Here is a 22786-nt window from a genome sequence, read left to right as displayed (position 1 = left end):
GTGGCACCCCGGCCATCCGGCTGTAGCATCCGGTGCAACCTCCACCCTCCGGAGACATAGACTGCCTGCCGATGGACACACAGGTCGCCGACACGTTGCTGGGCTCGCTGCTCGACGGGCGCTACCGCATTCGCGGTCGCGTGGCCCGTGGCGGCATGGCGACCGTGTACACCGCCACCGACGAGCGCCTGGAGCGCACCGTCGCCGTCAAGATCATCCACCCGACCCAGGCCCCCGACGCGCGGGCCCGGATGGCCGGGTTCCTGGCGCGCTTCACCGACGAGGCGAAGACCATCGCCCGGCTGACCCACCCGAACGTGGTCGCGGTCTACGACCAGGGCACCCACGCCGGCCTGCCGTATTTGGTCATGGAGTACGTGCGGGGCCGGACCCTGCGCGACGTGCTCGCCGAGCGCCGCCGGCTCAACCCCGACGAGGCGCTGGCGATCATGGAGCAGATGCTCGCCGCGATCGCCGCCGCGCACCGCGCCGGCCTGGTCCACCGCGACGTCAAGCCGGAGAACGTGCTGGTCGCCGAGGCGCCTACCGGCGGCGTGGCGAACCTCGTCGACAGCGTCGTCAAGGTCGCCGACTTCGGGCTGGCCCGGGCCGTGGAGGCCAGCTCCGAGGAGGAGCCGGGCAACCAGCTCATGGCCACCGTGGCGTACGTCGCCCCGGAGCTGGTCACCGACGGCCGCTCCGACACCCGCACCGACGTCTACTCGGCCGGCATCGTGCTGTTCGAGATGCTCACCGGCCGGGTCCCCTACGACGGCGACCGCCCGGTGGACGTCGCCTGGCAGCACGTCGACCGGGACGTGCCCGCCCCGTCCACGCTGGTGCCCGGCCTGCCCCGGGCGCTCGACGACCTGGTCGCCCGGGCCACCCGCCGCGACCCGGGCGCGCGCCCCACCGACGCCGGCGCCCTGCTGGCCGAGGTCCAGGTGGCCCGCGACGACCTGGGCGACGCCAACACGCACACCGCCGTGCTGCGCCCGGTGGCCGACGAGACCAGCGCCATGGCGCAGCCGACCATGGCGGTCGCGGCGGTCCGACCGGCGCAACGGCCCGCCTGGGCCCGGCTGCCCGAGCCCGAACCGCAGCGCCCGCACCGGCGGCGGGCCACCCCCGAGCCCGAGGGGCCGATGGCGGGGCTCGCCGCGCTGCGTACCCGGATCATGGGCGACCCGCGCGGCCGCAAGGGCGTCCTCGCGGCCCTGGTGGTCCTCGGCCTGGTCGTCGCGGTCACCGGCTGGTGGTTCGGGATGGGCCGCTACACGGTGGCCCCGGAGCTGGTCGGCCTCACCAAGGCCGAGGCGGAGGGGCAGGCCGGCCGGGGCGGGTTCGTGCTGCGCTACGCCGAGCCCCGCTACGACGAGCAGGTCCCCCGCGACGCCGTGCTGACGCAGGAGCCGGCCTCGGCGGCCCGGATCGTCAAGGGCGGCACGATCACCCTCACCCTGTCCCGGGGCCCGGAGCGGCTGCCGGTGCCCGACGTGGTCGGCAAGGACTTCGATCTGGCCAAGGACGACCTGACCAACGCCGAACTGGTGGTGGTCAAGGGCGGCTCCCGCTACGACGACACCCTGCCCGAGGGCGTCGTGGTGGCCACCGACCCGAAGGTCGGCACCGAGGTCAAGCCCGGCGCGAAGGTCACCGTCACCCTCAGCAAGGGCAAGGCGCCGGTCTCGGTGCCCAACCTGGTCGGCAAGAACCTCGCCGAGGCCCGCACCGCCCTGGCCCAGCTCGGCCTGGTGCCGGTGGAGACCTACAAGAAGTCGGACAAGCCGCGCGACGAGATCCTCGGGCAGAGCCCCGCCAGTGGCACCGGCGTGGAGAAGGGCGCCCAGGTCAAGCTCGACATCAGCGAGGGCCCGCCGCAGGTCGTCGTGCCCCGGGTGGTCGACCTGCCCTGCCAGCAGGCCAAGCAGCAACTGGAGGGCCAGGGCCACCCGGTGACCGTGCAGTTCAACCCCAACGGCACCGTCCGGTACCAGAACCCGGGAGAGAACTCGCAGGTGCCGCCCGGCACCCCCGTCACGATCGGGTGCCTGTGAGCACGCCCGCGCCCCGCCGCCCGGTCGGCTCGCACACCCCCACCTCGGGCGGGCTGGCCAAGGCCGCCCTGCCGTACGTCGACGCCGCCGGCTCCGAGGTCGTCCAGGTCTACGTGTCCAACTCCCGGGGCTGGGCGCTGCCGGCGGGCGACCCGACCCAGGACGCGCTGTTCCGCGACGGCTGCGCCGCACGCGGGGTGCCCGTGTTCATCCACGCGTCCCTGCTGGTGAACCTGGGCTCGCCCACCCCGGCCACGGTCGAGCGCTCCGCGCAGACCCTGGCCCACGCGCTGCGCCGGGGGCGGGCGATCGGCGCTCAGGGGGTGGTCTTCCACGCCGGCAGCGCCGTCGACGCCGGCCACGCCGACGCGGCCATGCGCCAGGTGCGCGAGGCGCTGCTGCCGCTGCTCGACGAGACCACGGCCGCGGGCGGACCGCTGCTGCTGGTGGAGCCCAGCGCGGGCGGCGGCCGGTCCCTGGCCTCCCGGGTGGAGCACCTCGGCCCCTACCTCGACGCGGTCGACCGGCACCCCGGCCTGGGCGTCTGCTTCGACACCTGCCACGCCTGGGCCGCCGGGCACGACCTGGCCGCCGAGGGCGGGATGACGGCCTGCCTCGACACGCTGGTGGCCACGGTCGGGCCCGACCGGCTGCGGCTGGTGCACGCCAACGACTCGAAGGACCTGTGCGGCTCGACCCGGGACCGGCACGAGAACATCGGCAAGGGCAGCATCGGCGAGCCGGCGTTCGCCGAGCTGATGGCCCACCCCGCCACGGCGGGCCTCCCGATCGTGGTGGAGACCCCGACGGAGAAGCACGAGGGCCACGCCACCGACATCGCCACCCTGAACCGCCTACACCCCTGACCCCCGCTCCCGCCCCGGAGGCGGGCCGGGTCAGCGGCGGAGGATCGAGGTCAGGACGGTGGCGGCGCGGTCGATCGCGGCGTCGTCGGAGTCGAGGTGGGTGACCAGGCGGGCTAGGCGCGGGCCGAGCACCGAGATCAGCACCCCCTCGGCACGGGCCGCCGCGGCCAGGCCCCGCGCGTCCAGCTCGGTCTTCGTCAGGTCGAGCGGGACCAGGTTCGTGCGCACCGGCGAGGCGAGCACCCCGAACGGGGCGAGCGCCTCCGCCAGGCGGGCCGCCTTCGCGTGGTCGTCGGCGAGCCGGTCGACGTGGTGCGCGAGAGCGTACCGGCCGGCGGCGGCGAGCACCCCGGCCTGGCGCATCCCGCCGCCCATCCGCTTGCGGATCGTCCGCGCCCGCCCGATCCGCTCCGCGCTGCCCACCACCAGCGAGCCGACCGGCGCGCCGAGGCCCTTCGACAGGCAGACGGACAGGGTGTCGAACAGCGCGCCGTACTCCGCCAGGGGCACCCGGTCGGCCACGTGCGCGTGCCAGATCCGGGCCCCGTCGCAGTGCAGGGCGAGCCCGTCGGCGTCGGCGACCCGGCGCAGCTCGCGCAGCGTGGCCAGGGGGATCACCCCGCCGCCGCCCCGGTTGTGGGTCTGCTCGACGGCGATCGCCCGCGTCGGGACCGCGAAGTAGCCGTCCTGCCGGACCATCCCGGCGACCACGCCGGGGTCGAGGTCCGCGCCGGCCGCCGGCCACGTCCGCGACGAGATCCCGCCGTACGCCGCCGCCGCGCCGATCTCGTACGTCACCACGTGCGCGTCGGCGTCGCAGAGCAGCTCGTCGCCGGGCGGCACCACCAGTTGCAGGGCGATCTGGTTGGCCATCGACCCGGTCGGGGCGAACAGCGCCGCCTCGTGCCCGAACAGCGCGGCGACCTCGGCTTCGAGGGCGTTGACCGTGGGATCCTCGCCGTAGACGTCGTCGCCGACCTCGGCGGCGGCCATCGCCTCCCGCATCCCGGCGGTGGGCCGGGTCACGGTGTCCGACCGCAGGTCGACGACCTGCTGATCAGCCACGGTTCCGCCTTCGGCCGCCGACTGCGGGGCTCGCAAGCTCACTCCTCGCGTCAGCCACCGTGCCCCCTACGGCCGCCGACTGCGGGGCTCGCAAGCTCACTCCTCGCGTCAGCCACGGAGCATCTCCGCCACGAGGAACGCCAGCTCCAGCGACTGCTGGGTGTTCAGCCGGGGGTCGCAGGCCGTTTCGTAGCGGTCGGGCAGGTCCAGGTCCTCGATGCCCTGCGCGCCGCCGAGGCACTCGGTGACGTCCTCGCCGGTCAGCTCGACGTGCAGGCCGCCCGGGTGGGTCTCCAGCCCCCGGTGCACCTCGAAGTAGCCGAGCACCTCGTCGACGATGCGGTCGAAGTGCCGCGTCTTGTAGCCGTTGGAGGACTCGTGGGTGTTGCCGTGCATCGGGTCGCACTGCCAGACCACCTTGGCGCCGGCGGCGGTGACCTTCGCCACGATCGGCGGCAGGGTGTCCCGGACCTTGTGGTTGCCCATCCGGCTGATCAGCGTGAGCCGGCCGGGGACGTTCTCCGGGTTGAGCTTCTCGCAGAGCTCGATCGCCTCGTCGGGGGTGGTGGTCGGGCCGAGCTTCACGCCGATCGGGTTGGCGATGCGGGAGATGAAGTCGATGTGCGCCCCGTCGATCTGCCGGGTGCGCTCGCCGATCCACAGGAAGTGCCCGGACAGCCCGTACGCCCGGGTGCCGGAGACCCGGGTGAGCGCCCGGTCGTACTCCAGGGCCAGGGCCTCGTGGGAGCAGTAGAGGGTGACCGTGCGCAGCGCGTCGTCCTCGGTCATCCCGCAGGCCCGGATGAACGCGATGGCCCGGTCGATCTCCCGGGCGATCGCCTCGTAGCGCTCGCCGGCCGGAGAGTTCTTGACGAAGCCCTTGTTCCAGTCGTGCACCGCGTGCAGGTCGGCCAGCCCGCCCGCCAGGTACGCCCGGAGCATGTTCATGGCGGCGGCCGAGTTCGCGTACGCCCGGATCATGCGCTGCGGGTCGGCGACCCGGGCCTCCGGCGTGGCCTCCAGCGAGTTGATCAGGTCACCGCGGTAGGCCGGCAGCCCGCGGGCGTCGGTCGGCAGCGACCGGGGCTTGGTGTACTGCCCCGCGACCCGGGCGACCTTGACCACCGGCAGGGACGCGCCGTAGGTGAGCACGATCGCCATCTGGAGCAGCGTGCGGGCGTTGGCGAGCAGGTGGCTCTCGGTGTTGTCGGCGAAGGTCTCGGCGCAGTCGCCGCCCTGGAGCAGGAACGCCTTGCCCTCGCAGACCAGGGCGAGCTTGCGCCGCAACTGGTCGACCTCGTACGGCGCGACGACCGACGGCACGGTGTCGAGGACCTTGCAGACCTCGGCGACCTGGGCCTGGTCGGGCCACGGCGGGACCTGCGCGCGGGGCAGCTCCCGCCAGCGGTCGAGACCGAGGGCGGCGTCCTCGGCGGAGTCGACGGTTGGGCGGCTGGTCTGCAGGCCGGGGCTGCCCACGGCGGGATGGCTCAGCTGATGCCACTCATGGCGCATGACGGAAAGCGTACGGCGACCGCCCGGGCCCCCGACGGGCGAGGGGGACGGTTTCCGGCAGTTGGAAGATCACCGCCGACCCGGGGCGTGGTCAGGGGGTGACCGACGGCTCCGGGGTGTTCCCGCCCGGCGCCTCGCTCGCCACGCACCAGTCGGCGCCGCTGCGGGTGACGGTGAATAGCAGCGGCCGGGTGGCCTCGCGGGAGCCTGCGGTCACGGTGATCTCCGTGCTGACCTCCTGCCCGCTCGCGCCCGGACGGACGTCGGTGATCGTCGCCCCGGTCACGGTGAAGTGGTCGGCGAAGTCGCCGTTCGGGCCGGTCGCGGCGGCGTCGAAGGCCTCCTGGGAGGGGGCGCACAGCTGGCCGCGCCCGGCGGCCACGTCCTTGGCGATCATCGCGTCGAGGTACGCCTGGACCCGCTCCCGGGACTTCGCGGCGGCCTCCTCGGCGGGCGCCCGGCCGGGCTGCTGGGTCGCTCCCCCGCTCTCGCCGCAGCCGAGCAGGGCGAACGGGAGGGCCGCGAGTGTCGCGACCAGCGCCGCCCTGCCGGCCACCCTGGTGTTCGTCACGCCCATCCGTCCCTCCCCCTCGGCCCCTGCACCGGGGACGCCGCCGATGGGCGAGTCTGACACATCACCCCCGCGCCACGCCCACGCCGGGCCGCGCCCCCGCGCGCCGGGCCGCGCCGCCCGGCCGCGCCGCCGGGCCGCGCCGCCGGGCCGCGCCCCCCGCGCCCAGCCGTGCCCACCGCGCGCCGGGGCCCGCACGCGCCGGGGCCCGGAAACCGCCGCGCGTGCGGTTCCCGGGCCTCGGGGGTGTTTGCAGGGGACCCTTGCTATACAGAAGGCGTTAACAGGGGGCCCTTCCTTTCATCAGCCGAGGCCGCCGCGGATCGCGCCGATCAGCTCGCCGTTGGTGGTGTCGCCGGACAGCTCCCAGAAGAACGCGCCGCCGAGGCCCTGGTTCTTCGCGTACGTCATCTTTCCGCCGATGGTCGACGGGGTGTCGTAGCTCCACCAGTTGCTGCCGCACTTGGCGTACGCGGTGCCGCCGACGGTGCCCGTGGCCGGGCAGGTGTTCTTGAGCACCTTGTAGTCCTCGATGCCGGCCTCGTAGGTGCCCGGCGCCGCCCCGGTGGCGGAGCCGCCCGGCGCGGACTGGGTGACCCCGGTCCAGCCCCGGCCGTAGAAGCCGATGCCGAGCAGCAGCTTGTCGGCCGGGATCCCCTTGCCCTTGAGCTTCTGGATCGCGGCGTCGGAGTTGAAGCCCGCCTGCGGGATGCCGGTGTAGGAGTAGAGCGGGGAGTGCGGGGCGGTGGGGCCCTGCGCGTTGAAGGCGCCGAAGTAGTCGTACGTCATCGGCATGAGCCAGTTGAGGTTGCCGATCGCCCCGGCGTAGTCGGTGGCGTCGATCTTGCCGCCGTTGCTGCCATCGGCGGTGATGGCGGCGGTGACCAGGGCCGAGGAGCCGAACTTCGAGCGCAGCGCGGAGATCACGTTCTTGAACGCGTTCGGGCCGCTGGAGTCGCAGGTGAGGCCGCAGGCGTTCGGGTACTCCCAGTCGACGTCGATGCCGTCGAAGACGTCGGCCCAGCGCGGGTCCTCGACCAGGTTGTAGCAGCTCTCGGCGAAGGCGGCCGGGTTCTGCGCGGCCTGGGTGAAGCCGCCCGACCAGGTCCAGCCGCCGAAGGACCAGATGACCTTGAGGTGCGGGTACATCTTCTTCAGCTTGCGGAGCTGGTTGAAGCTGCCGCGCAGCGGCTGGTCCCAGGTGTCGGCGACGCCGTCGACGCTGTCGGCCGCCGTGTACGCCTTCTCGTAGTCCGCGTAGCTGTCGCCGATGGCGCAGCGCCCGCCGGTGGTGTTGCCGAAGGCGTACAGGATGTGGGTGAGCTTCGCGGCGGAGCCGCTGGTGTGGATGTTCTTGACGTGGTAGTTGCGGCCGTAGACGCCCCACTCGGCGAAGTAGCCGACGACCTTCTTGCCGCCGCCGGTGGGCGGGGTGGTGGTCGGCGGCGGCGTGGTGGGCGGCGCGGTCGTCGGGGGTGCGGTGGTGGGCGGGGCGGTCGTCGGCGGGGCGGTGGTGGGGGTGGTCCCCCCGCCGCACGGCGCGCCGTTGATGGTGCAGTTCAGCGGCGCCTTGTAGGCCCCGGTGCCGTTGTAGCCCCAGCTGAAGGTCGCCCCGGGGGCGAGCGGGCCGGCCCAGCTCTTCTTCACCGCGACCCAGTGGTTGCCGCTGCTCGTGACGTCGGCGTCCCAGGCGCTGCTGATGGTGGTCCCGGCGGGCAGGTCGAACTCGATGCGCCAGGTGCTGACGCTGGCGGCGGAACCGTTGGTGACGGTGACCCGGGTCTCGTGTCCGGTTCCCCAGTCCTGCGCCTTGGCGAACGTGGCGGTCACACTGCCGGCGCCGAACGCCGAGGTCACCGGGACCACCGCGGCGGTCACCGCGACCACGGCACCGGCCCAGAGGGCCCGGCGGAGCGATCTCTTCATGTGGCGGCTCCCCAAACAGTTAGGAAACTTTCCAAAAGGATGGTGAGACGCTACTCACGCCGTCATCAGTTCGTCAAGATGCACATGCGTCGATAGTCGGGGGAATCCGGCCGACGGCCGCCGCGACGCCGGCCGGGGATCACCTGGGTAGCCTCGCCCCATGACCGTCTTCGACACCGAGATCGACGCCCTCACCGGCGGCCCGGCCGACCTCGCCCGCTACCGGGGCAGGGCGCTGCTGGTGGTGAACGTGGCCTCCCGCTGCGGCCTCACCCCGCAGTACGCCGGCCTCCAGGCCCTGCACGCCGAGTACGCCGACCGGGGCCTGGTGGTGCTCGGCGTGCCGTGCAACCAGTTCGCCGGCCAGGAGCCCGGCACGTCCGCCGAGATCGGCGAGTTCTGCCAGGTCAACTACGGGGTCACCTTCCCGCTCACGGCGAAGGTCGACGTCAACGGCCCCGACCGGCACCCGCTCTACGCGGCGCTGGTGACCGCGGCGGACGGCGACGGGCACACCGGCGACGTGCGGTGGAACTTCGAGAAGTTCCTGGTGGCCCCGGACGGCACGGTGGCGGCCCGGTTCGCCCCGACCGTCACGCCGGACTCCCCCGAGCTGCGCGCGGCGGTCGAGAAGGTCCTGCCGGCCTGACCCGCGGACGCGGACGGGCCCGGGACGGCGGAGAGCCGTCCCGGGCCCGCGGGAACACCGGTCGGGTCAGCCGGCGGCGGAGCGGAACACCGGGTAGTAGCCGCCGGACTGGCCGGCCGCCGTCGGGTGGTACGAGATGCCGATGCTGGCGAAGTTGAGCGCGTGCAGCCACTTCTCGCCGTAGCTGCACAGCTGGTGGCCGACGAAGATGGAGCGGACGTCGGCGAACGTGAAGCCGGCCGAGGCCGCGGCGCTGCGGGTGATGTCGTCGACCAGGTTGATGCCCTCGTTGATCTTCGCCCGCGAGTTCGCGCTCAGGCCGACGCAGACGGTGCCGAGCTGGTAGAAGACCGGGTAACCGACCACCACCACCCGCGCCGACGGGGCCTTGGACCGGATTCCGCTGTAGACCTTCGCGAGCTTGCCGGACAGCTCGGCGCGCGCCTTGTCCTCGGCGGCCTGCACGGCGGCGACGCACTGGCTCTCGCCGTAGAGCACGCAGGTGGTCATGATGTTGGCGAAGCCGACGTCGTTGCCGCCGATGGTGACGCTGACCAGCGTGGTGGTCGACGACAGCACGGAGAGCTGGTTGTTGATCACGTCCGTGGTGGTCGCCCCGGAGCAGGCCACCGACTTGTACGACGCGGGCTTGACGTTGGCGTTGTAGAGCGCCGGGTACGCGTTGGTGCTGCGCTGGCAGCTTCCGCTCTCCGAGGTGTAGCTGCCGGCGCCGACGCCGGAGGCGTACGAGTCGCCGAGGGCGACGTAGCGGTCGCTGGGCGCGGCCTGGGCGGGGACGGCCAGCGTGAGCGTGGCGCCGATGGACGCCGCGAGGCTCACGGCGAGGGTAACGAGACGGGATCTCCGCACGTCGCACTCCTGGGGGTGGGAAGTGGTGGTGCGAGATTGATATCACTGGATGCGGGTCAAATGGAAGATCACCGATCCCCTAACAGGGGTGCCCGGTAGGGGTCACGCGACCGTCCACAAGAGGCGGAAATCCGCCCGTTCGTCGGCGTGTGCGGCAGGATGCCCGCCGGGCGCGTACCCGAAGATCGTCTCCTGTTCGTCGACACCCCACAGGAGACAGCTCAGTGATCAACAAGTACGCCGGGCGCTGCGCCACCTGCCACGCCCCCGTGGAGGCCGGCGCCGGCCGGCGCGCCAGCGCCAACGGGGTCTGGAACACGTACCACGACGGGTGCGTGCCGGCCCGGGTCGCGCCGCCCGTCGGACCCCACAGCGGCTGGCACGACCTGCCGGTCGTCGGCTTCGACCTGGAGGGCACGCTGCCCGATCCGACGCAGACCCGGATCGTCTCCGCGGCCCTGGTGCACAGCGACGGCACGACGCAGGAGTGGCTCGTCGACCCGGGCGTGCCGATCCCCGCCGACGCGACGGCCCGGCACCGCATCACCGACGAGAAGGTGCGCGCCGACGGCCGCCCGGCCCGCGAGGCGCTCGCGGAGCTGGGCACGGCGGTGGCCAAGCTGATCGCCGACGCCACGCCGCTGGTGGCCTTCTGCGCCCCGTACGACGTGACGGCCCTGCACACCGAGCTGGCCCGGCACGGCCTGCCGGCCATCGACTGGGACCGGGCCGTCGTCATCGACCCGTCCGTGCTGCACCAGCAGGTCGAACCCCGGTGGTACGGCCGCCGGCAGCTCGGCGACCTGTGCCGGTACTACGAGGTCACGCTCGACAACGCCCACGACGCCGCCAGCGACGCGCGGGCCGCCGCCGACCTGGCCCGCTCGATCGCCGCCCGGCACGAGCCCATCGCCCGGATGCGGCCGGACGCGCTGCACCGGGCGCAGGTCGGCTGGCACGCCGAGCAGGCCCGGGGACTCCAGCTCTCCTTCGACCGGCGGGGCATCGACAGGACGGTCAGCACCGAGTGGCCCCTGGAGACGGCCCCGCGCGGCTGACCCCGACCGGGTGCGGCGGCTGACCCGGCGAGGGGCGCGGGGCGGCCCGGCCGGGCTCCGTGGTGGGTGCGAGGGCGCGAGGCGGTGTGAGGTGGCGGCTAGGCTGCGCCGTGTGCAGTTGGTGAGCGCGGACGACATCACGGCGGCGCAGCGGCGGATCGGCGGGCGGGTCGTCCGCACCCCGCTGCTGGCCTGCACGCACATCGGCGACGAGTACGGCCTCGACCTCTGGGTCAAGGCGGAGAACCTGCAACACACCGGCAGCTTCAAGACGCGCGGGGTGCTCAACGCGCTGCTCGCGCTCACCGAACGCGCCGGTCGACCGGCCGGCCTGGCCGCCTTCTCCGCCGGTAACCACGCGATGGCCGTGGCGTACGCCGGCCAGGCGTACGCCCTGCCCACCGTGGTGTGCATGCCGCCGCACGCGGTGCCGACCAAGATCGAGGCGGTCCGCCGGTACGGCGGGGAGGTCGTGCTCACCGACGACCTGCTCGGCACCTGCGAGGCCATCGCGGCGGAACGCGGATACCACCTGCTGCCGCCGTTCGACGACCCGGACGTCATCGCCGGCCAGGCCACCATCGGCCGGGAGATCCTGGCCGACGGCCCGCCGCCGGGGCTGGTCCTGGTGCCGGTGGGCGGCGGCGGGCTGATCAGCGGGGTGGCCGCGGCGGTACGGGCGGCGGCGCCGGCGGCACGGATCGTCGGGGTGGAGCCGGCCACCGCCAACGCCGTCGGGCACGCCCTGCGCACCGGGGGCGCGGCCCCGGCGACGCCGCCCCGGTCGATGGCCGACGGGCTGGCCGCCCCCTTCGCCGGCCGGCACACCCTGGCCCACATCCAGGCCCTGGTGGACGACGTGGTGGAGGTCGCCGAGGACGCGATCTGGGGCGCGTGGTGGGAGCTGCTGGACGCCACGAAGCTCCTGGTCGAGCCGTCCGCCGCCGTCACCTACGCGGCGCTGCGCACCGGCCTGGTCAGCGCCGCGTCGTGCACCCGGGTGGTGCTGGTGCTCAGCGGCGGCAACGTCTCACCGGCGGCCCTGGCCACGCTGCGCTGAGCCACCCCGCCGCCCCTGGCCCGCGCCGCCGCAGGGGTGTGAGAAGGGTGCCCTTCTCGACCGTATGCGTTAACAGGGGGCCCTTCCTTTCACACCCGGCGGCGGCCGGCGAAGCCGCACTCGACGCGGTGGTACCAGCGCACGTCGGAGTCGCCCTCCAGCCAGCACCACAGCACCGGGCGGCCGGCCCGCTCGCCGGGGAAGTCCAGCAGCACCGGGGCGATGCTCTTGACCTGGATGTCGTGCTCATGCAACTCGTCCACGACCCCGTGCAGCCGGGCCTCCAGGCCCTTGACCTCGGCGAGGCCGCCGAGCGGACTCAGCCCGCCGTCGGCGAGGTCGGCGCGCAGCTCGGCGAGGTCGGCACGGAGCCGGATCAACTCGTCGATGCGCGGTTGCAGGGTGGCCACGAGGTGACGCGCCTGAGCGAGGGTGAACACCGCGCCAGTATGGGGCACGGGTCACGTCTCGCGCAGGGGTGTCGATGGTGGGGGGCGGTACAGCTCCTGCTCGGCGCAGCGCAGCAGCGTGTCGGCGAAGACACTGGGCACGAGGACGCAGGCGTGGATACTTGTAGATCTTGGTAGATTTCGGCCCCTCTGGGGGCCGTTCCGTACCAAGATCGCTGAGTTGCCCTTCGTCGGCGCAGGGTTTTATCGGCTTGTCCCGTCGGTGTACTCGGCGAGGATCTCGTCGAGGATCCTCCGCGAGGTCGCCGCCGCCTCGCCGTCGTCGAGCTCGTTCGCATATCCGACCAGCGTCTTCCATAGCGCCCAGCCACGCCCGCGCGCCCAGGCCGCATCGTCGACGGCCAGCCGCTCCCGGAAGGCCCGCCGGCCCTCGGCGGTCAGCAGCGTCCAGGCGACGGCCAGGTCGCAGGACGGGTCGCCGACGCCGCAGGTGCCGAAGTCGATGACCGCCGCGAGGTGCCCGTCGTCGAGCAGGAGGTTTCCCTGCGCGAGGTCGCCGTGGAACCAGCGCTCCGCACCGTCCCAGCACGCGTCCAGCGCGCATCGCCAGATCTCGCCGGCCAGGCCGACGTCGATCCGGCCGTCGAGAGCCGTGAGCGCCTGGTCGGCCTTCCCGGCGTAGGTGCGCAGGGTGCCGCCCCGATACCAGTTGTGCCGGCCCGGGCGGGGGCCGTCAGCGGTGTCGACGCCCTGTAGGGCCACGACGAACCCGGCCAGGTCGAGCGCGAACCGGACCGGGTCGCCGATGCGGTCCGCCCGCGCGGTCTCGCCGTCGAGCCAGCGGTAGACCGACCACGCGTACGGGTAGCCCTCGCCGGGCCCGCCCTGCGCCAGCGGCGTCGGGACGGGCAGCGGGAGGCGCGGGGCGAGCACGGGGAGCCACCGGTGTTCCTTGGCGACCGCCTCGGCGTACTCGGGCGCGCTCGGCAGGCGTACCGACATCGTGGTGCCGAGGTGGAAGGTCCAGTTGTCCCAGCCGCCGTGGGCGACCGGCTCGACCGGCAGGTCGGCCCAGTGCGGGAACTGGGCGGCGACGAGGCGGCGCACCTGGCCCACGTCGACGGCGATGCGCTCGGGGAGCGGGCCGAGCTCCGGAACGTCGTCAGCCCCTGCGCCCGACATCGCCTGCGACCTCACTCGGACTGGGCGGCGAGTTCCCGGGCGCGGTCGCGGGCCGCTTCGAGGGCCGCGAGCATCGCCGCGCGTACGCCGTGGTTCTCCAGCTCGCGGATCGCGGAGATGGTGGTGCCGGCGGGCGAGGTGACCGCCTCGCGCAGCTTGACCGGGTGCTCGCCGGAGTCGCGCAGCATGACCGCCGAGCCGATCGCGGTCTGCACGATCAGCTCGTGGGCGACCTGGCGGGGCAGGCCGAGCAGGATGCCGGCGTCGACCATCGCCTCGACGAGGAGGTAGAAGTAGGCCGGCCCGGAGCCGGACAGTGCGGTGACGGCGTCCTGCTGCGACTCGGGGACCCGGACGGTCGCGCCCAGCGGGGTGAACATCTCCTCGGCCAGGGCGAGGTGCTCGCCGGTGGCGTGGGCGCCTGCCGAGATGGCGCTCATCGCCTGGTCGACCAGGGCCGGGGTGTTGGTCATGACCCGCACCACGGGGGTGCCCTCGGGCAGCCGCCGGTTGAAGAAGCTGGTCGGCAGGCCGGCGCAGAGCGAGATGACCAGCTTGTCGGCGGGCACCTTCGGCCCGATCTCGTCGAGCAGGGCGGCGGCGTCCTGCGGCTTGACGGAGATGGCCAGCACGTCGGCCTCGGCGACGGCGGTCAGGTTGTCGACCACCTGCACGCCGTAGCGGGTGGCCAGCTCCTCGGCGCGGATCGGCCGCCGGGCCGTGGCCAGCAGCCGGCCCACCGGCCAGCCGGAGCGCAGCAGCCCGGAGAGCATCAGCTCGCCGATCTTGCCCGCGCCGATCACCGCTACGGTGTGGTCGCCCACCGCCATGGTCGTACCCCTTTCGTGGCCCGCCGTGCGGCGGGGCCGACCGGCGCGCGCGGCGGTTCCCCGGGGAACCGCCGCGCGCGCCGGTTTGGCGTCAGCTGCCGAAGAAGACCTCGGCCTCTTCGTAGCGCTCCAGCGGCACGGTCTTCAGCTCGGCCGTGGCGTCGGCCAGCGGCACCCGGACGATGTCCGTGCTCTGCATGGCGACCATCTTGCCCCAGTCGCCCTCGTGGGCGGCGTCGATCGCCTGGAGGCCGAGCCGGGTGGCGAGCACCCGGTCGAAGGCGGTCGGGGTGCCGCCGCGCTGGATGTGGCCCAGCACGACGGTGCGGGCCTCCTTGCCGGTCTTGGCCTCGAGCTGCTCGGCGAGCCACTGGCCGATGCCGCCGAGGCGGACGTGGCCGAACGCGTCGAGCTCCTGGTTGTGCAGGATCATCTGGCCGTCGAGCGGCTGGGCGCCCTCGGCGACGACGACGATCGGGGCGTACTGGTGCTGGAAGCGCTTCTCGACGTACCCGGCGACCTGCTCGACGTCGAACTTGCGCTCGGGCAGCAGGATGACGTTGGCGCCGCCGGCCAGGCCGGCGTGCAGGGCGATCCAGCCGGCGTGCCGGCCCATGACCTCGACGACGAGGGTGCGGTGGTGGCTCTCGGCGGTGGTGTGCAGCCGGTCGATCGCCTCCATGGCGATGTTGACGGCGGTGTCGAAGCCGAAGGTGTAGTCGGTCGCGCCGAGGTCGTTGTCGATCGTCTTGGGCACGCCGACGACGTTGACGCCCAGCTCGTGCAGCTTGGTGGCGACGCCCAGGGTGTCCTCGCCGCCGATCGCGATCAGCGCGTCCACGCCCTGCGCGGCGAGGTTCTCCTTGATCCGCTCCACGCCGTTCTCGATCTTGAACGGGTTGGTGCGGGACGAGCCGAGGATGGTGCCGCCGCGCGGCAGGATGCCCCGCACCTCGGCGATGCCGAGGGGCTTGGACAGGCCCTCCAGCGGGCCCTTCCAGCCGTCCCGGAAGCCCACGAACTCGTGACCGTAGGTGGCGACGCCCTTGCGGACCACCGCCCGAATGACCGCGTTGAGACCCGGGCAGTCGCCGCCGCCGGTGAGCACGCCGATACGCATGATCTGCTCATCCTCCTGGAGCATCAGGTGAAGCCCGATTTGCCCCAGGATATGTGTCGGATCAGACCTCGGCACCGTTGCCGGCCCGGGGCGGGCCGTCCCTGCGAACTGTAGCCGCCGCGGCAATCCGCCGGCAGCGCGCCCTGGGCAGGCAGCCGCCGCCGAGGCTCAGCGCGGACGCCGCCGAGGCTCAGAACGCCACCTCGCGGTTCTCCCCCGCCCTCGGCGGGTTCCCCGTCACCGCCGCCCGGGCGAGGCCGAGCAGGTTGACGACGGCGCCACCCGGGGAGTCCCAGTACTCGGCCGAGCCGGCGTGCACCTTGATCAGGGTCAGCCCCGGGGTGTCCAGGCCGGCGGGGAACCAGGTCTTGAGCAGGGGGTGCCACAGCCGCTCGGCGTGCCTGCGGTCGTACCCCTCCTGGGCGGTGCCGGCGATCGACACCCAGGCGTGGTTGCGCTGGTCGGCGAAGGCGACGTTGACCTCCGGGTTGACCCGGAGCTGGCGCACCTTGGCCGAGTCGGCGTACGCGAAGAACCACAGGTCGCCGTCGAACTCCGCCTCCTGGAGCCCCATGGGCCGGCTGACCAACCGGCCGTCCAGTCCGGTGGTGGTCAGCATGCAGATCCGCGCGGCGCGGACCAGCTCGGTCACCCGGCTGCGGGCGTCGACGGCGCTGGACGGCTCACTGCTCATGGCGGCACTCCCTCGATCGGCTCCTCGCCGACCCGTGCCCCGGAGCACACCCGCCAAACCTGTCAGCGGGCCGTCATCGCGCGCCAGCGGGCGAGGTTGTGCCGGGCGTCGACCAGCGCGTCGTGCCGGGCCGCGTCGGCGTTCGGCAGCGGCGGCCGGCCCCGGTCGTCCCAGAGCTGGCGCAGCTCCTTGGTGAACCGGGGGATCTCCCGGGGCAGCCCCGGCATCGAGCCCCAGAGCTGGGCCAGCACCACGTGGTCGTACGCGGCGTACCAGGCCCACAGCTCCAGTTGCTCGCCCGGCCGGCCCCGGACCGGCTCCATGAGGAAGTCGTAGAGGTCGTCGCGGATCCGCTCCCGCGACCGCCAGGCCCGGTCGGCCGGGGAGGGGAGCCGGTCCAGGACGTTGCGGCGCACCCAGGGCACGGCGCGGGAGTCGTCGAACTCCGTGGAGACGGCGTAGAACTCGCGCCCGTTCTCGTCGACGACGCCGATCGACACGAGGTCGACGGTGCGCCCGTCCTCGATGAACTCGCAGTCGTAGAAGTAGCGGTATACCATCGCCCGCCATCCTCGCCCACCGACGCCACCGTCCGCCAGCCGGGGGCGCGTATGCCGCGACCTGCCCTGCGCCGCAGCTCGGGACTGTTACGGAAGTGTCGCCGGGGGTGTACAGCGGGCGACCGGGCCGTCATGATCTGATGAGTGCCGCTACCGGACACCGAACCGGTTCGCGACCTCGCGGCGGGGGCTGACGGGTTTCACCCGGCCGCGAGTTGAGGTCCTTTACCGGGGAGGGGTTGGGCCGTGGAGATGCGCCTGCCGGAGCCGGGTGACGCGCTCACGGGTGTCGAGATGTTCGCCGGCCTGGAGCCGGAGGTGCGGCAGCGGGTGATCGCGGCGGCGGTGCCGCGCACGTACCGCAAGGGCCAGTTGCTCTTCGTCGAGAACGACCCCGGCGAGTCCCTGATCGTGCTGCGCCGGGGCGCGGTCGCCGTGTTCCGCACCGCGCCGACCGGCGAACGGGCCGTGCTGTCGGTGATCCGACCGCCGGACGTGCTGGGCGAGGTCTCGCTGCTCGACGCCTCCACCCGCTCGGCGTCGGCCGAGGCGATCGAGGACTGCGCCGCCCTCGCGCTGTCCCGGCCCGCGTTCATGGAGCTGGTGCACTCCAACCCGCGCATCCTCGACGCGGTGATGCGCTCGCTCGGCGGGCTGATCCGCCGGCTGACCGAGCAGAACGCCGACCACGTCTTCCTCGACCTGCCCGGCTGGGTGGCCAAGACGCTGGTGCGGCTGGCCGGCGAGAGCCAGGCCCCGATGATCACCATCGAGCTCAACCAGAGCCAGCTCGCCGAGATGGCCGGCGGCTCACGGCAGAGCGTCAACCAGGCGATCGGGTCCTTCGCCAGCCGGGGCTGGCTGCGCACGGAGGGCCGCCGGATCGTGGTCACCGACGTGGCGGCGCTGCGCCGCCGCGCCGGCATGAGCGACCGCTGACGCCGACCGCCCCTGGCGGGCACGGCCGGCGTCAGCGTCCGGTCACTTGCCCGGCTCGTCCGCGGGCGGCGCGCTCGGGCCGGGGCCGATCTTCGACGGGTCGGTCGGCTTGGTCGTCGTGGTCTTCGTGCTGCCCTGGTCGGGGGCGGTGCCCTGACCGTCCGGCGTGTCTACCATGCCCTGCTCCTCCAATGCGGCGAGAGTGACGGCGTCGACGTCGACCGTGTCGCCCGGGGCCCACAGGGTGCCTCGCGGGTCCGTCCACGCGGCTGACAGTCGTACGTGCACGGCACTCTCCTGGCGTTCATGTCCTGAGCGGAAGGTTAGTCTGACCCGGTCGGGCGTACGATCCGCCTGCATATCGGGTAGCCGACTCTGCCGCCTGGCGCGATACTGGGCCCACCTCGCGCTCTGGAGCCGACCATCGACCTCAAGTGTGGACACTGCTCACGCGAAGCCGGTCCGGACGACCGCTTCTGCGGTGGGTGCGGGCAGGCCCTGACCCGTGGCTGCGCCGCCTGCGGGCACGCCAACAACGTCGAGGCCAACTTCTGCACCAGCTGCGGGCAGCCGCTGCGGGACCGGCCGATGGTGGTGCAGGAGGACCGCCGGCAGGTCAGCGTCCTGTTCATCGACATCGTCGACTTCACGACGTACGCGGAGCGGGCCGACCCGGAGCAGGCCCGCAACCTCCAGCAGGCTTACTTCGCCACCGTACGGCGGCTGGTGCACCAGTACGGCGGGGTGGTCGAGAAGTTCATCGGCGACGCGGTGATGGCGCTGTTCGGGGCGCCCGTGGCCACCGACAACGACGCCCTGCGCTGCGTCCGGGCGGGGCTGGAGCTGCAACGCAACCTGGCCCGCCAGCCGGCCGGGCCGCACCCGCCGCTCGGCTTCCGGGTCGGCATCGCCACCGGCGAGGCGCTGGTCGACCTGTCCGCCGCCCGCGACGGCGGGCAGGGCTTCGTCACCGGGGACGTGGTCAACACCGCCTCCCGGTTGCAGTCGCTCGCGCCGTCGGGCGGCGTGGTCGTCGACGAGAGCACCTGGGCGGCGACCCGGCACGACATGGAGTACGCCGACCGGCCGCCGGTGACGCTGCGGGGCCGCTCCGCGGTCAGCCGGATCTGGCTGGCGGTGCGGGCGCTGCCCCAGCGGGACCTGACCACCGCCGAGCTGACCCCGATGGTCAACCGGGAACACGAGCGCGGCCTGCTGGTCAACGCCCTGCACCGCACGGTGACCGAGCGCACCTCGCAGCTCGTCACGGTGTTCGGCTCGGCGGGGGTGGGCAAGAGCCGGCTGCTGCGGGAGCTGGCCCGGCACGCCGCCAGCCTGCCCGGCCCGCCGATCACCTGGCTGGTCGGGCAGTGCCCGCCGTTCGGCGAGAACGTCACGTACGCCGCGCTCGCCGACATCGTGAAGGGCTGGGTCGGCGTGGCGAACGTCGACGACCCGGCGGCGCTCGGCGACCGGCTGCGGCAGCGGTTGGCCAGGCTGGGCGACCCGCACGCGGTGCGGCTGGCCGATCCGCTCGGCCCGCTCATCGGCCTGCCCGGCGAGCGGCTCACCCCGGGCGAGACCGAGACGTCCTGGCGGCGGTTCCTGCTCGCCCTGGCCGAGGCAGGCCCGACGGTGCTGGTGTTCGAGGACATGCACTGGGCCGACCAGGCGATGCTCGCCTTCGTCGAGCAGCTCGGCGCGGCGGCCCGGGGCGTGCCGCTGCTGGTGCTGGCGACGGCGCGGCCGGAGCTGCGGGAGCGGCACCCGGCCTGGACGGGCACGATCAGCGGGGCGATGTCGATCTCGGTGCCGCCGATGCACGACTCCGACATCGACACCCTCTACGCGCTGCTGCTCGGGCAGTCCGCGCTGCTGCCCGCGTCCCGGGGGCCGCTGATCGAGTTCGCCGACGGCAACCCGCTCTACGCCCAGGAGTACGCGCGGATGCTGCTCGACGGCGGGCTCGTCGACCCCGCCGGGCGGGCCGACCCGGCCCGTACGCCGGAGATGCCGCGCACGGTGCAGGCGGTCATCGCCAACCGGCTCGACCTGCTCGACCCGGCCGACCGGGCGGTGCTCCAGGCCGCCGCCGTCGTCGGCGTGCAGTTCTGGCCGGGGCCGGTGGCCACCGCGCTGGGTCGCCCGGTGCGGTGGGTGGAACGGGCGCTGGGCCGGTTGCAGCGCCGGGACCTGGTCTACGAGCAGCCCAGCTCGACGATGCCCGGCCAGCCCGAGTACCGCTTCCGGCACGTCCTGGTGCGCGACGTGTGCTATCAGCGGCTGCCCCGCACCGAGCGGGTGGCGCGCCACCAGAGCACCGCCGACTGGCTGGAGCAGGTCACCGACGGCCGGCAGCAGGACCTGGTCGAGGTGCTGGCCAACCACCGCTGGGCGGCGCACGAGATCGCCCGCACCGTCGGCCTGGACACCGTGCCCTACGCCCCGGCGGCGCGGGCCGCGCTGCACCGGGCGGCCCGCCGGGCGTACGAGTTGCACGCGCTGGACACCGCCGCGACGCTGATGGGGCGGGCGCTGGTCCTGCCCGGCGGGCCCGAGCCCATGCTGGAGCTGTTCGACGCCGAGCTGGCGCTGTTCCGCGACGGGGACGCGTTCCTCGTCGACGGCGGCGCGCAGCGGCTGGCCCGACTGGCCGGCGAGCTGGCCGGGGCCGGCGAGCCGACGGGGGCGGCGCGGGCCTGGACGCTGCTGGCCACCGCCGCGTGGCGGCGGGCGGACCGGGCCGAGACGCTGCGCTGCCTGGACCGGGCCATCGGCATCTACACCGACCTGCCCGACAGCGAGGAGAAGGCGAGCGCCCTGCTGGAGCTGGCCCGGGTGCACATGCTCAACGCGGAGACCGAGCCGGCGTGCGCGGCGGCCCGGACCGCGGCGAGCCTCGCCGAGCGGCTCCAGCTGCGGGAGGTCAGCGCGAGCGCCCGGATCACGCTCGCGGTGGCCCGCTACCTGTCGGGGGTGCCGGAGGCGTACGCGGAGCTGGTCGAGATCACCGAGCACTGCCGGGTGGAGCGGCTGGCCAGCCGCCGGCGGGCGGTGCACAACCTGGCCTGGGCGTTGCAGGAGGAGGGCGACCTGGCCGGCTCGGCGCGGCTGGTGGACGAGCAGCGCTCGCTGGACCTCGGCGGCGAGCACAGCCTCACCGCGAGCTTCGAGGACCAGTGGGCCCGGTCGTACTACGCCGGGGACTGGGGTGCGGCGGCGGACCTGGCGGCCGAGTCGACGCGCCGGCCGACCGGCGAGTGGGACATGCACATCGTCGCGGTGTCCGGCTGGATGCGGACGCTGCGCGGCGACCCGGAGGCCCCGGCCGACGGCGGCGACCCGGACCAGGTGGAGCGGGCGGTGGCCGCCGGGCGGCGGTCCGGCTTCCACCGGGTGCTGCGGTCCACGTTGGCCCACGCCGCGCTGTGCCGTGCCGTGCAGGGGCGCGGGGCCGAGGCGCTGCGGCTGCTCGCCGAGCTGGACGAGGACTGGCGGCGGACCCGGGAGATCCCGTTCGCCGAGTGGGTGCCGGCGATCGGCCACGTCGCCGTGGTGCTCGGCGGGGACGCGGCCCGCCGGGTGCGCCGGCTGCTGACCTCCGCGCCCCGGATGACGCCCTGGGCCCGGGCCGCCGGGCAGGCGGCGGAGGCCGCGCTGGCCGGGTCGGCCGGCGACGCCCGGGCCGCCGCCGAGCTGTTCCGCTCGGCCGCCGAGCAGTACCGGCGGATGGGCGACCTGACCGACCACGTGCTCGCCGCCGCGCTGTCGGTGCCCACCCTGCGCGAGGTGGACCCGGCGGGCGCGGCGCAGGTGCTGGCCGAGGTGCGCGGGTTCGCCGCCCGCAACCACGCCCCGGGCCTGCTCCGCCTCGCCGGAACCACCGACTAGCCCGCCACCGCCCGGCCACTGCGGACGGACCGGCCCGCCCTCGGGACCCCTGCGCCCCGGCGCGGACGGCGAGGCCGGAAGGCCGCAAAGCCACGAAGCCGCGAGGCGGCAAAGCCGGAAGGCCGCGAGGCCGCGAGGAACGACGCAGCGCTACGGCGCCTACGCAGCTGAGTCACCTACGACATCACCCATTCCACCCCCACCCCGGCTCGCCCCCTCCCCGCCGCGGTGATCGAGAGACGCGGTGATCACGGGAATCTGAGTCAGCTCAGAGATCGACTTTGACGCTTCTCTCTTGATCACCGCGGCGGGCGGTGACCGGGCGGGGGTGGGGTGGGGGAAGGTGGGGTGGTGGAGGCAGGGTGGAGTGGTGATGTCGTAGGTGACTCAGCTGCGTAGGCGCCGGCACAGGGGGTGGGCAGCCGGGTAACGGGGTGGGCAGCGGGGTGCCGGGGCGGGCGGGGGTGTCGGTGCGGGAGCCGGGCCACGAGCTTCTGTTGGCAAGCGATTAGCGAAAACCGACATTGAGGCCCCGCCCCGACCTGCGGGAGGGTCCTTACTTCGTACGGCGCGCCACAACGCACTCCCGGAAGGGGGCCCTGACGTGTCACGATTCAGGGCACGGCGTGCGGGGCGCCGGGGGCGACCGCACCGGGAGGTGCGCGAGGGAGGATGTCCGGTGTCAGCGGGTAGGGCCCGCCGGGGACGGCGGGACAACGGGCTCGACGCGAGCGAGTACGCGGTCGCCGGCGACGTGGATCCGCGCGTGGGTGAGCACCTGCTCGACGTCCTGGCCGCGGGCGGCATCGCCGCGTACCTGCAACCGTCGGCCGACCTGAACCCGGTCACCCGCACCACCACCGTCCCGGCCCGCCCCGTGGACCGGCTCTACGTCGACCGCTCCCACCTGACGACCGCACGCGACTACCTCACCCAGCTCGCCGAGGAGGCCCCCGCCGGCCCGTCCCGCGACGAGCCCGACGTCGACGCCGAGTGGGCCCGCATCGTCGCCGGCTTCCACACCGCCCCAGCCGCCGGCGCGCATCCCTGGCCAGCCGCCGAGGACATCGACGACGAGCCCGACGAGCAGCCGGCCGGCACGACCGGCCGGGTCGGCGCCGACGAGGGTGGCACCGCCACCGACGTACGCCGGCTGCCGTGGGCCGCCGACGTCTCGGGCGTCTCCGTCGGCGGGAGCCGGCAGGACGAGCCGTCCCTGCTGGACGGGCTGGACACGTTCGGCGCCGGCCTGCCCGACGACGCCGACGAGCGCTACACCCCGCCGCCGCCACCGCCGCTGCCCCGCGTCTCCAAGTACGCGGTGGCCGGCGTGCTGGCCATCGTCGCCGGGTTCGTGCTCTTCCTGGAGCCGACGCTGCTGCCGGTGGACTCGTCCGTGGTGACCCTGCTCGGCTTCACCGGCATCCTCGCCGGCTTCGTGACGCTGATCTGGCGGCTGCGGCCCGGCGACTCCGACGACGACCCCGACGACGGCGCCCGGGTCTGACCCGCCCCATACTCCG

Annotated in this window: 20 protein-coding genes; 8 read left to right on the top strand and 12 right to left on the bottom strand. The window is 73.9% G+C overall.

Features of this window, described 5'->3' with window-relative positions; all coding sequences use genetic code 11:
- Window positions 1–71: 71 nt before the first annotated feature.
- Both pknB and HDA31_RS07000 read left to right on the top strand, forming a co-directional pair.
- On the top strand, window positions 72–2057 hold the full coding sequence (gene pknB / locus HDA31_RS07005) for a Stk1 family PASTA domain-containing Ser/Thr kinase (protein WP_178065873.1): 1986 nt from the start codon (window positions 72–74) through the stop codon (window positions 2055–2057).
- Window positions 2054–2923: a deoxyribonuclease IV gene (locus HDA31_RS07000; protein WP_178065874.1), complete on the top strand. Its 870-nt coding sequence runs from the start codon at window positions 2054–2056 to the stop codon at window positions 2921–2923. The genes pknB and HDA31_RS07000 overlap by 4 nt, the downstream gene beginning before the upstream one ends.
- A gap of 30 nt (window positions 2924–2953) precedes the next feature.
- On the opposite strand, the gene HDA31_RS06995 is transcribed toward HDA31_RS07000, so the two are convergent.
- The 4 genes from HDA31_RS06995 to HDA31_RS06980 form a co-directional block, all read right to left on the bottom strand.
- Entirely contained in the window at window positions 2954–3988 is a 1035-nt protein-coding gene (locus HDA31_RS06995; protein WP_178065875.1) for a threonine aldolase family protein, read from the bottom strand.
- A gap of 108 nt (window positions 3989–4096) precedes the next feature.
- Entirely contained in the window at window positions 4097–5503 is a 1407-nt protein-coding gene (locus HDA31_RS06990) for a class II 3-deoxy-7-phosphoheptulonate synthase (RefSeq protein ID WP_074474852.1), read from the bottom strand.
- 91 nt (window positions 5504–5594) lie between these two features.
- Window positions 5595–6080 (bottom strand): hypothetical protein, encoded by a 486-nt coding sequence (locus tag HDA31_RS06985; RefSeq protein ID WP_178065876.1) that lies wholly within the window; start codon window positions 6078–6080, stop codon window positions 5595–5597.
- A gap of 297 nt (window positions 6081–6377) precedes the next feature.
- On the bottom strand, window positions 6378–8000 hold the full coding sequence (locus HDA31_RS06980) for a glycosyl hydrolase family 18 protein (protein WP_178065877.1): 1623 nt from the start codon (window positions 7998–8000) through the stop codon (window positions 6378–6380).
- A gap of 160 nt (window positions 8001–8160) precedes the next feature.
- Here HDA31_RS06980 and HDA31_RS06975 point away from each other — a divergent pair, with 160 nt between their 5' ends.
- Window positions 8161–8649: a glutathione peroxidase gene (locus HDA31_RS06975; protein ID WP_074474849.1), complete on the top strand. Its 489-nt coding sequence runs from the start codon at window positions 8161–8163 to the stop codon at window positions 8647–8649.
- Window positions 8650–8715: 66 nt separating this feature from the next.
- On the opposite strand, the gene HDA31_RS06970 is transcribed toward HDA31_RS06975, so the two are convergent.
- Window positions 8716–9519: an SGNH/GDSL hydrolase family protein gene (locus HDA31_RS06970; RefSeq protein ID WP_178065878.1), complete on the bottom strand. Its 804-nt coding sequence runs from the start codon at window positions 9517–9519 to the stop codon at window positions 8716–8718.
- A gap of 224 nt (window positions 9520–9743) precedes the next feature.
- Here HDA31_RS06970 and HDA31_RS06965 point away from each other — a divergent pair, with 224 nt between their 5' ends.
- Both HDA31_RS06965 and HDA31_RS06960 read left to right on the top strand, forming a co-directional pair.
- Window positions 9744–10577 carry an exonuclease domain-containing protein gene (locus HDA31_RS06965; protein ID WP_074474847.1) on the top strand — a complete coding sequence of 278 codons (834 nt, stop codon included), beginning with the start codon at window positions 9744–9746 and terminating at the stop codon, window positions 10575–10577.
- A 112-nt stretch (window positions 10578–10689) separates the two neighbouring features.
- Window positions 10690–11637 (top strand): threonine ammonia-lyase, encoded by a 948-nt coding sequence (locus HDA31_RS06960; protein WP_074474846.1) that lies wholly within the window; start codon window positions 10690–10692, stop codon window positions 11635–11637.
- Between the two features lie 89 nt (window positions 11638–11726).
- Here HDA31_RS06960 and HDA31_RS06955 read toward each other — a convergent pair whose 3' ends face one another.
- The 6 genes from HDA31_RS06955 to HDA31_RS06930 all read right to left on the bottom strand — a co-directional run bounded on the left by HDA31_RS06955 (window position 11727) and on the right by HDA31_RS06930 (window position 16433).
- Entirely contained in the window at window positions 11727–12077 is a 351-nt protein-coding gene (locus HDA31_RS06955) for a DUF2203 domain-containing protein (RefSeq protein WP_074474845.1), read from the bottom strand.
- Window positions 12078–12290: 213 nt separating this feature from the next.
- Window positions 12291–13229: an aminoglycoside phosphotransferase family protein gene (locus HDA31_RS06950; protein ID WP_178065879.1), complete on the bottom strand. Its 939-nt coding sequence runs from the start codon at window positions 13227–13229 to the stop codon at window positions 12291–12293.
- Between the two features lie 11 nt (window positions 13230–13240).
- Complete coding sequence (gene proC / locus HDA31_RS06945; protein WP_178065880.1) at window positions 13241–14059, bottom strand: pyrroline-5-carboxylate reductase; 819 nt, start codon at window positions 14057–14059, stop codon at window positions 13241–13243.
- Window positions 14060–14150: 91 nt separating this feature from the next.
- Window positions 14151–15179, bottom strand: coding sequence for a 6-phosphofructokinase (locus tag HDA31_RS06940; protein ID WP_074474839.1), 1029 nt, complete (start codon window positions 15177–15179; stop codon window positions 14151–14153).
- Between the two features lie 190 nt (window positions 15180–15369).
- Complete coding sequence (locus HDA31_RS06935) at window positions 15370–15873, bottom strand: pyridoxamine 5'-phosphate oxidase family protein (protein WP_178065881.1); 504 nt, start codon at window positions 15871–15873, stop codon at window positions 15370–15372.
- A gap of 62 nt (window positions 15874–15935) precedes the next feature.
- Window positions 15936–16433 (bottom strand): polyadenylate-specific 3'-exoribonuclease AS, encoded by a 498-nt coding sequence (locus tag HDA31_RS06930; RefSeq protein ID WP_074474837.1) that lies wholly within the window; start codon window positions 16431–16433, stop codon window positions 15936–15938.
- A gap of 246 nt (window positions 16434–16679) precedes the next feature.
- Here HDA31_RS06930 and HDA31_RS06925 point away from each other — a divergent pair, with 246 nt between their 5' ends.
- On the top strand, window positions 16680–17372 hold the full coding sequence (locus HDA31_RS06925; protein WP_184871940.1) for a Crp/Fnr family transcriptional regulator: 693 nt from the start codon (window positions 16680–16682) through the stop codon (window positions 17370–17372).
- 42 nt (window positions 17373–17414) lie between these two features.
- Here HDA31_RS06925 and HDA31_RS06920 read toward each other — a convergent pair whose 3' ends face one another.
- Window positions 17415–17660 (bottom strand): hypothetical protein, encoded by a 246-nt coding sequence (locus tag HDA31_RS06920; RefSeq protein WP_074474836.1) that lies wholly within the window; start codon window positions 17658–17660, stop codon window positions 17415–17417.
- Window positions 17661–17747: 87 nt separating this feature from the next.
- Between HDA31_RS06920 and HDA31_RS06915 the strand changes: the two genes are divergently transcribed.
- Window positions 17748–21263, top strand: a complete 3516-nt coding sequence (locus HDA31_RS06915) for an ATP-binding protein (RefSeq protein WP_311774382.1) — start codon at window positions 17748–17750, stop codon at window positions 21261–21263.
- 679 nt (window positions 21264–21942) lie between these two features.
- A complete protein-coding gene (locus tag HDA31_RS06910; RefSeq protein WP_074474834.1) occupies window positions 21943–22770 on the top strand; it encodes a hypothetical protein in 828 nt (275 codons plus the stop codon).
- Window positions 22771–22786: the final 16 nt, after the last annotated feature.

The organism is Micromonospora carbonacea (assembly GCF_014205165.1).
Lineage (GTDB): Bacteria > Actinomycetota > Actinomycetes > Mycobacteriales > Micromonosporaceae > Micromonospora > Micromonospora carbonacea.
This window is presented reverse-complemented; position numbering and strand designations above follow the sequence as displayed.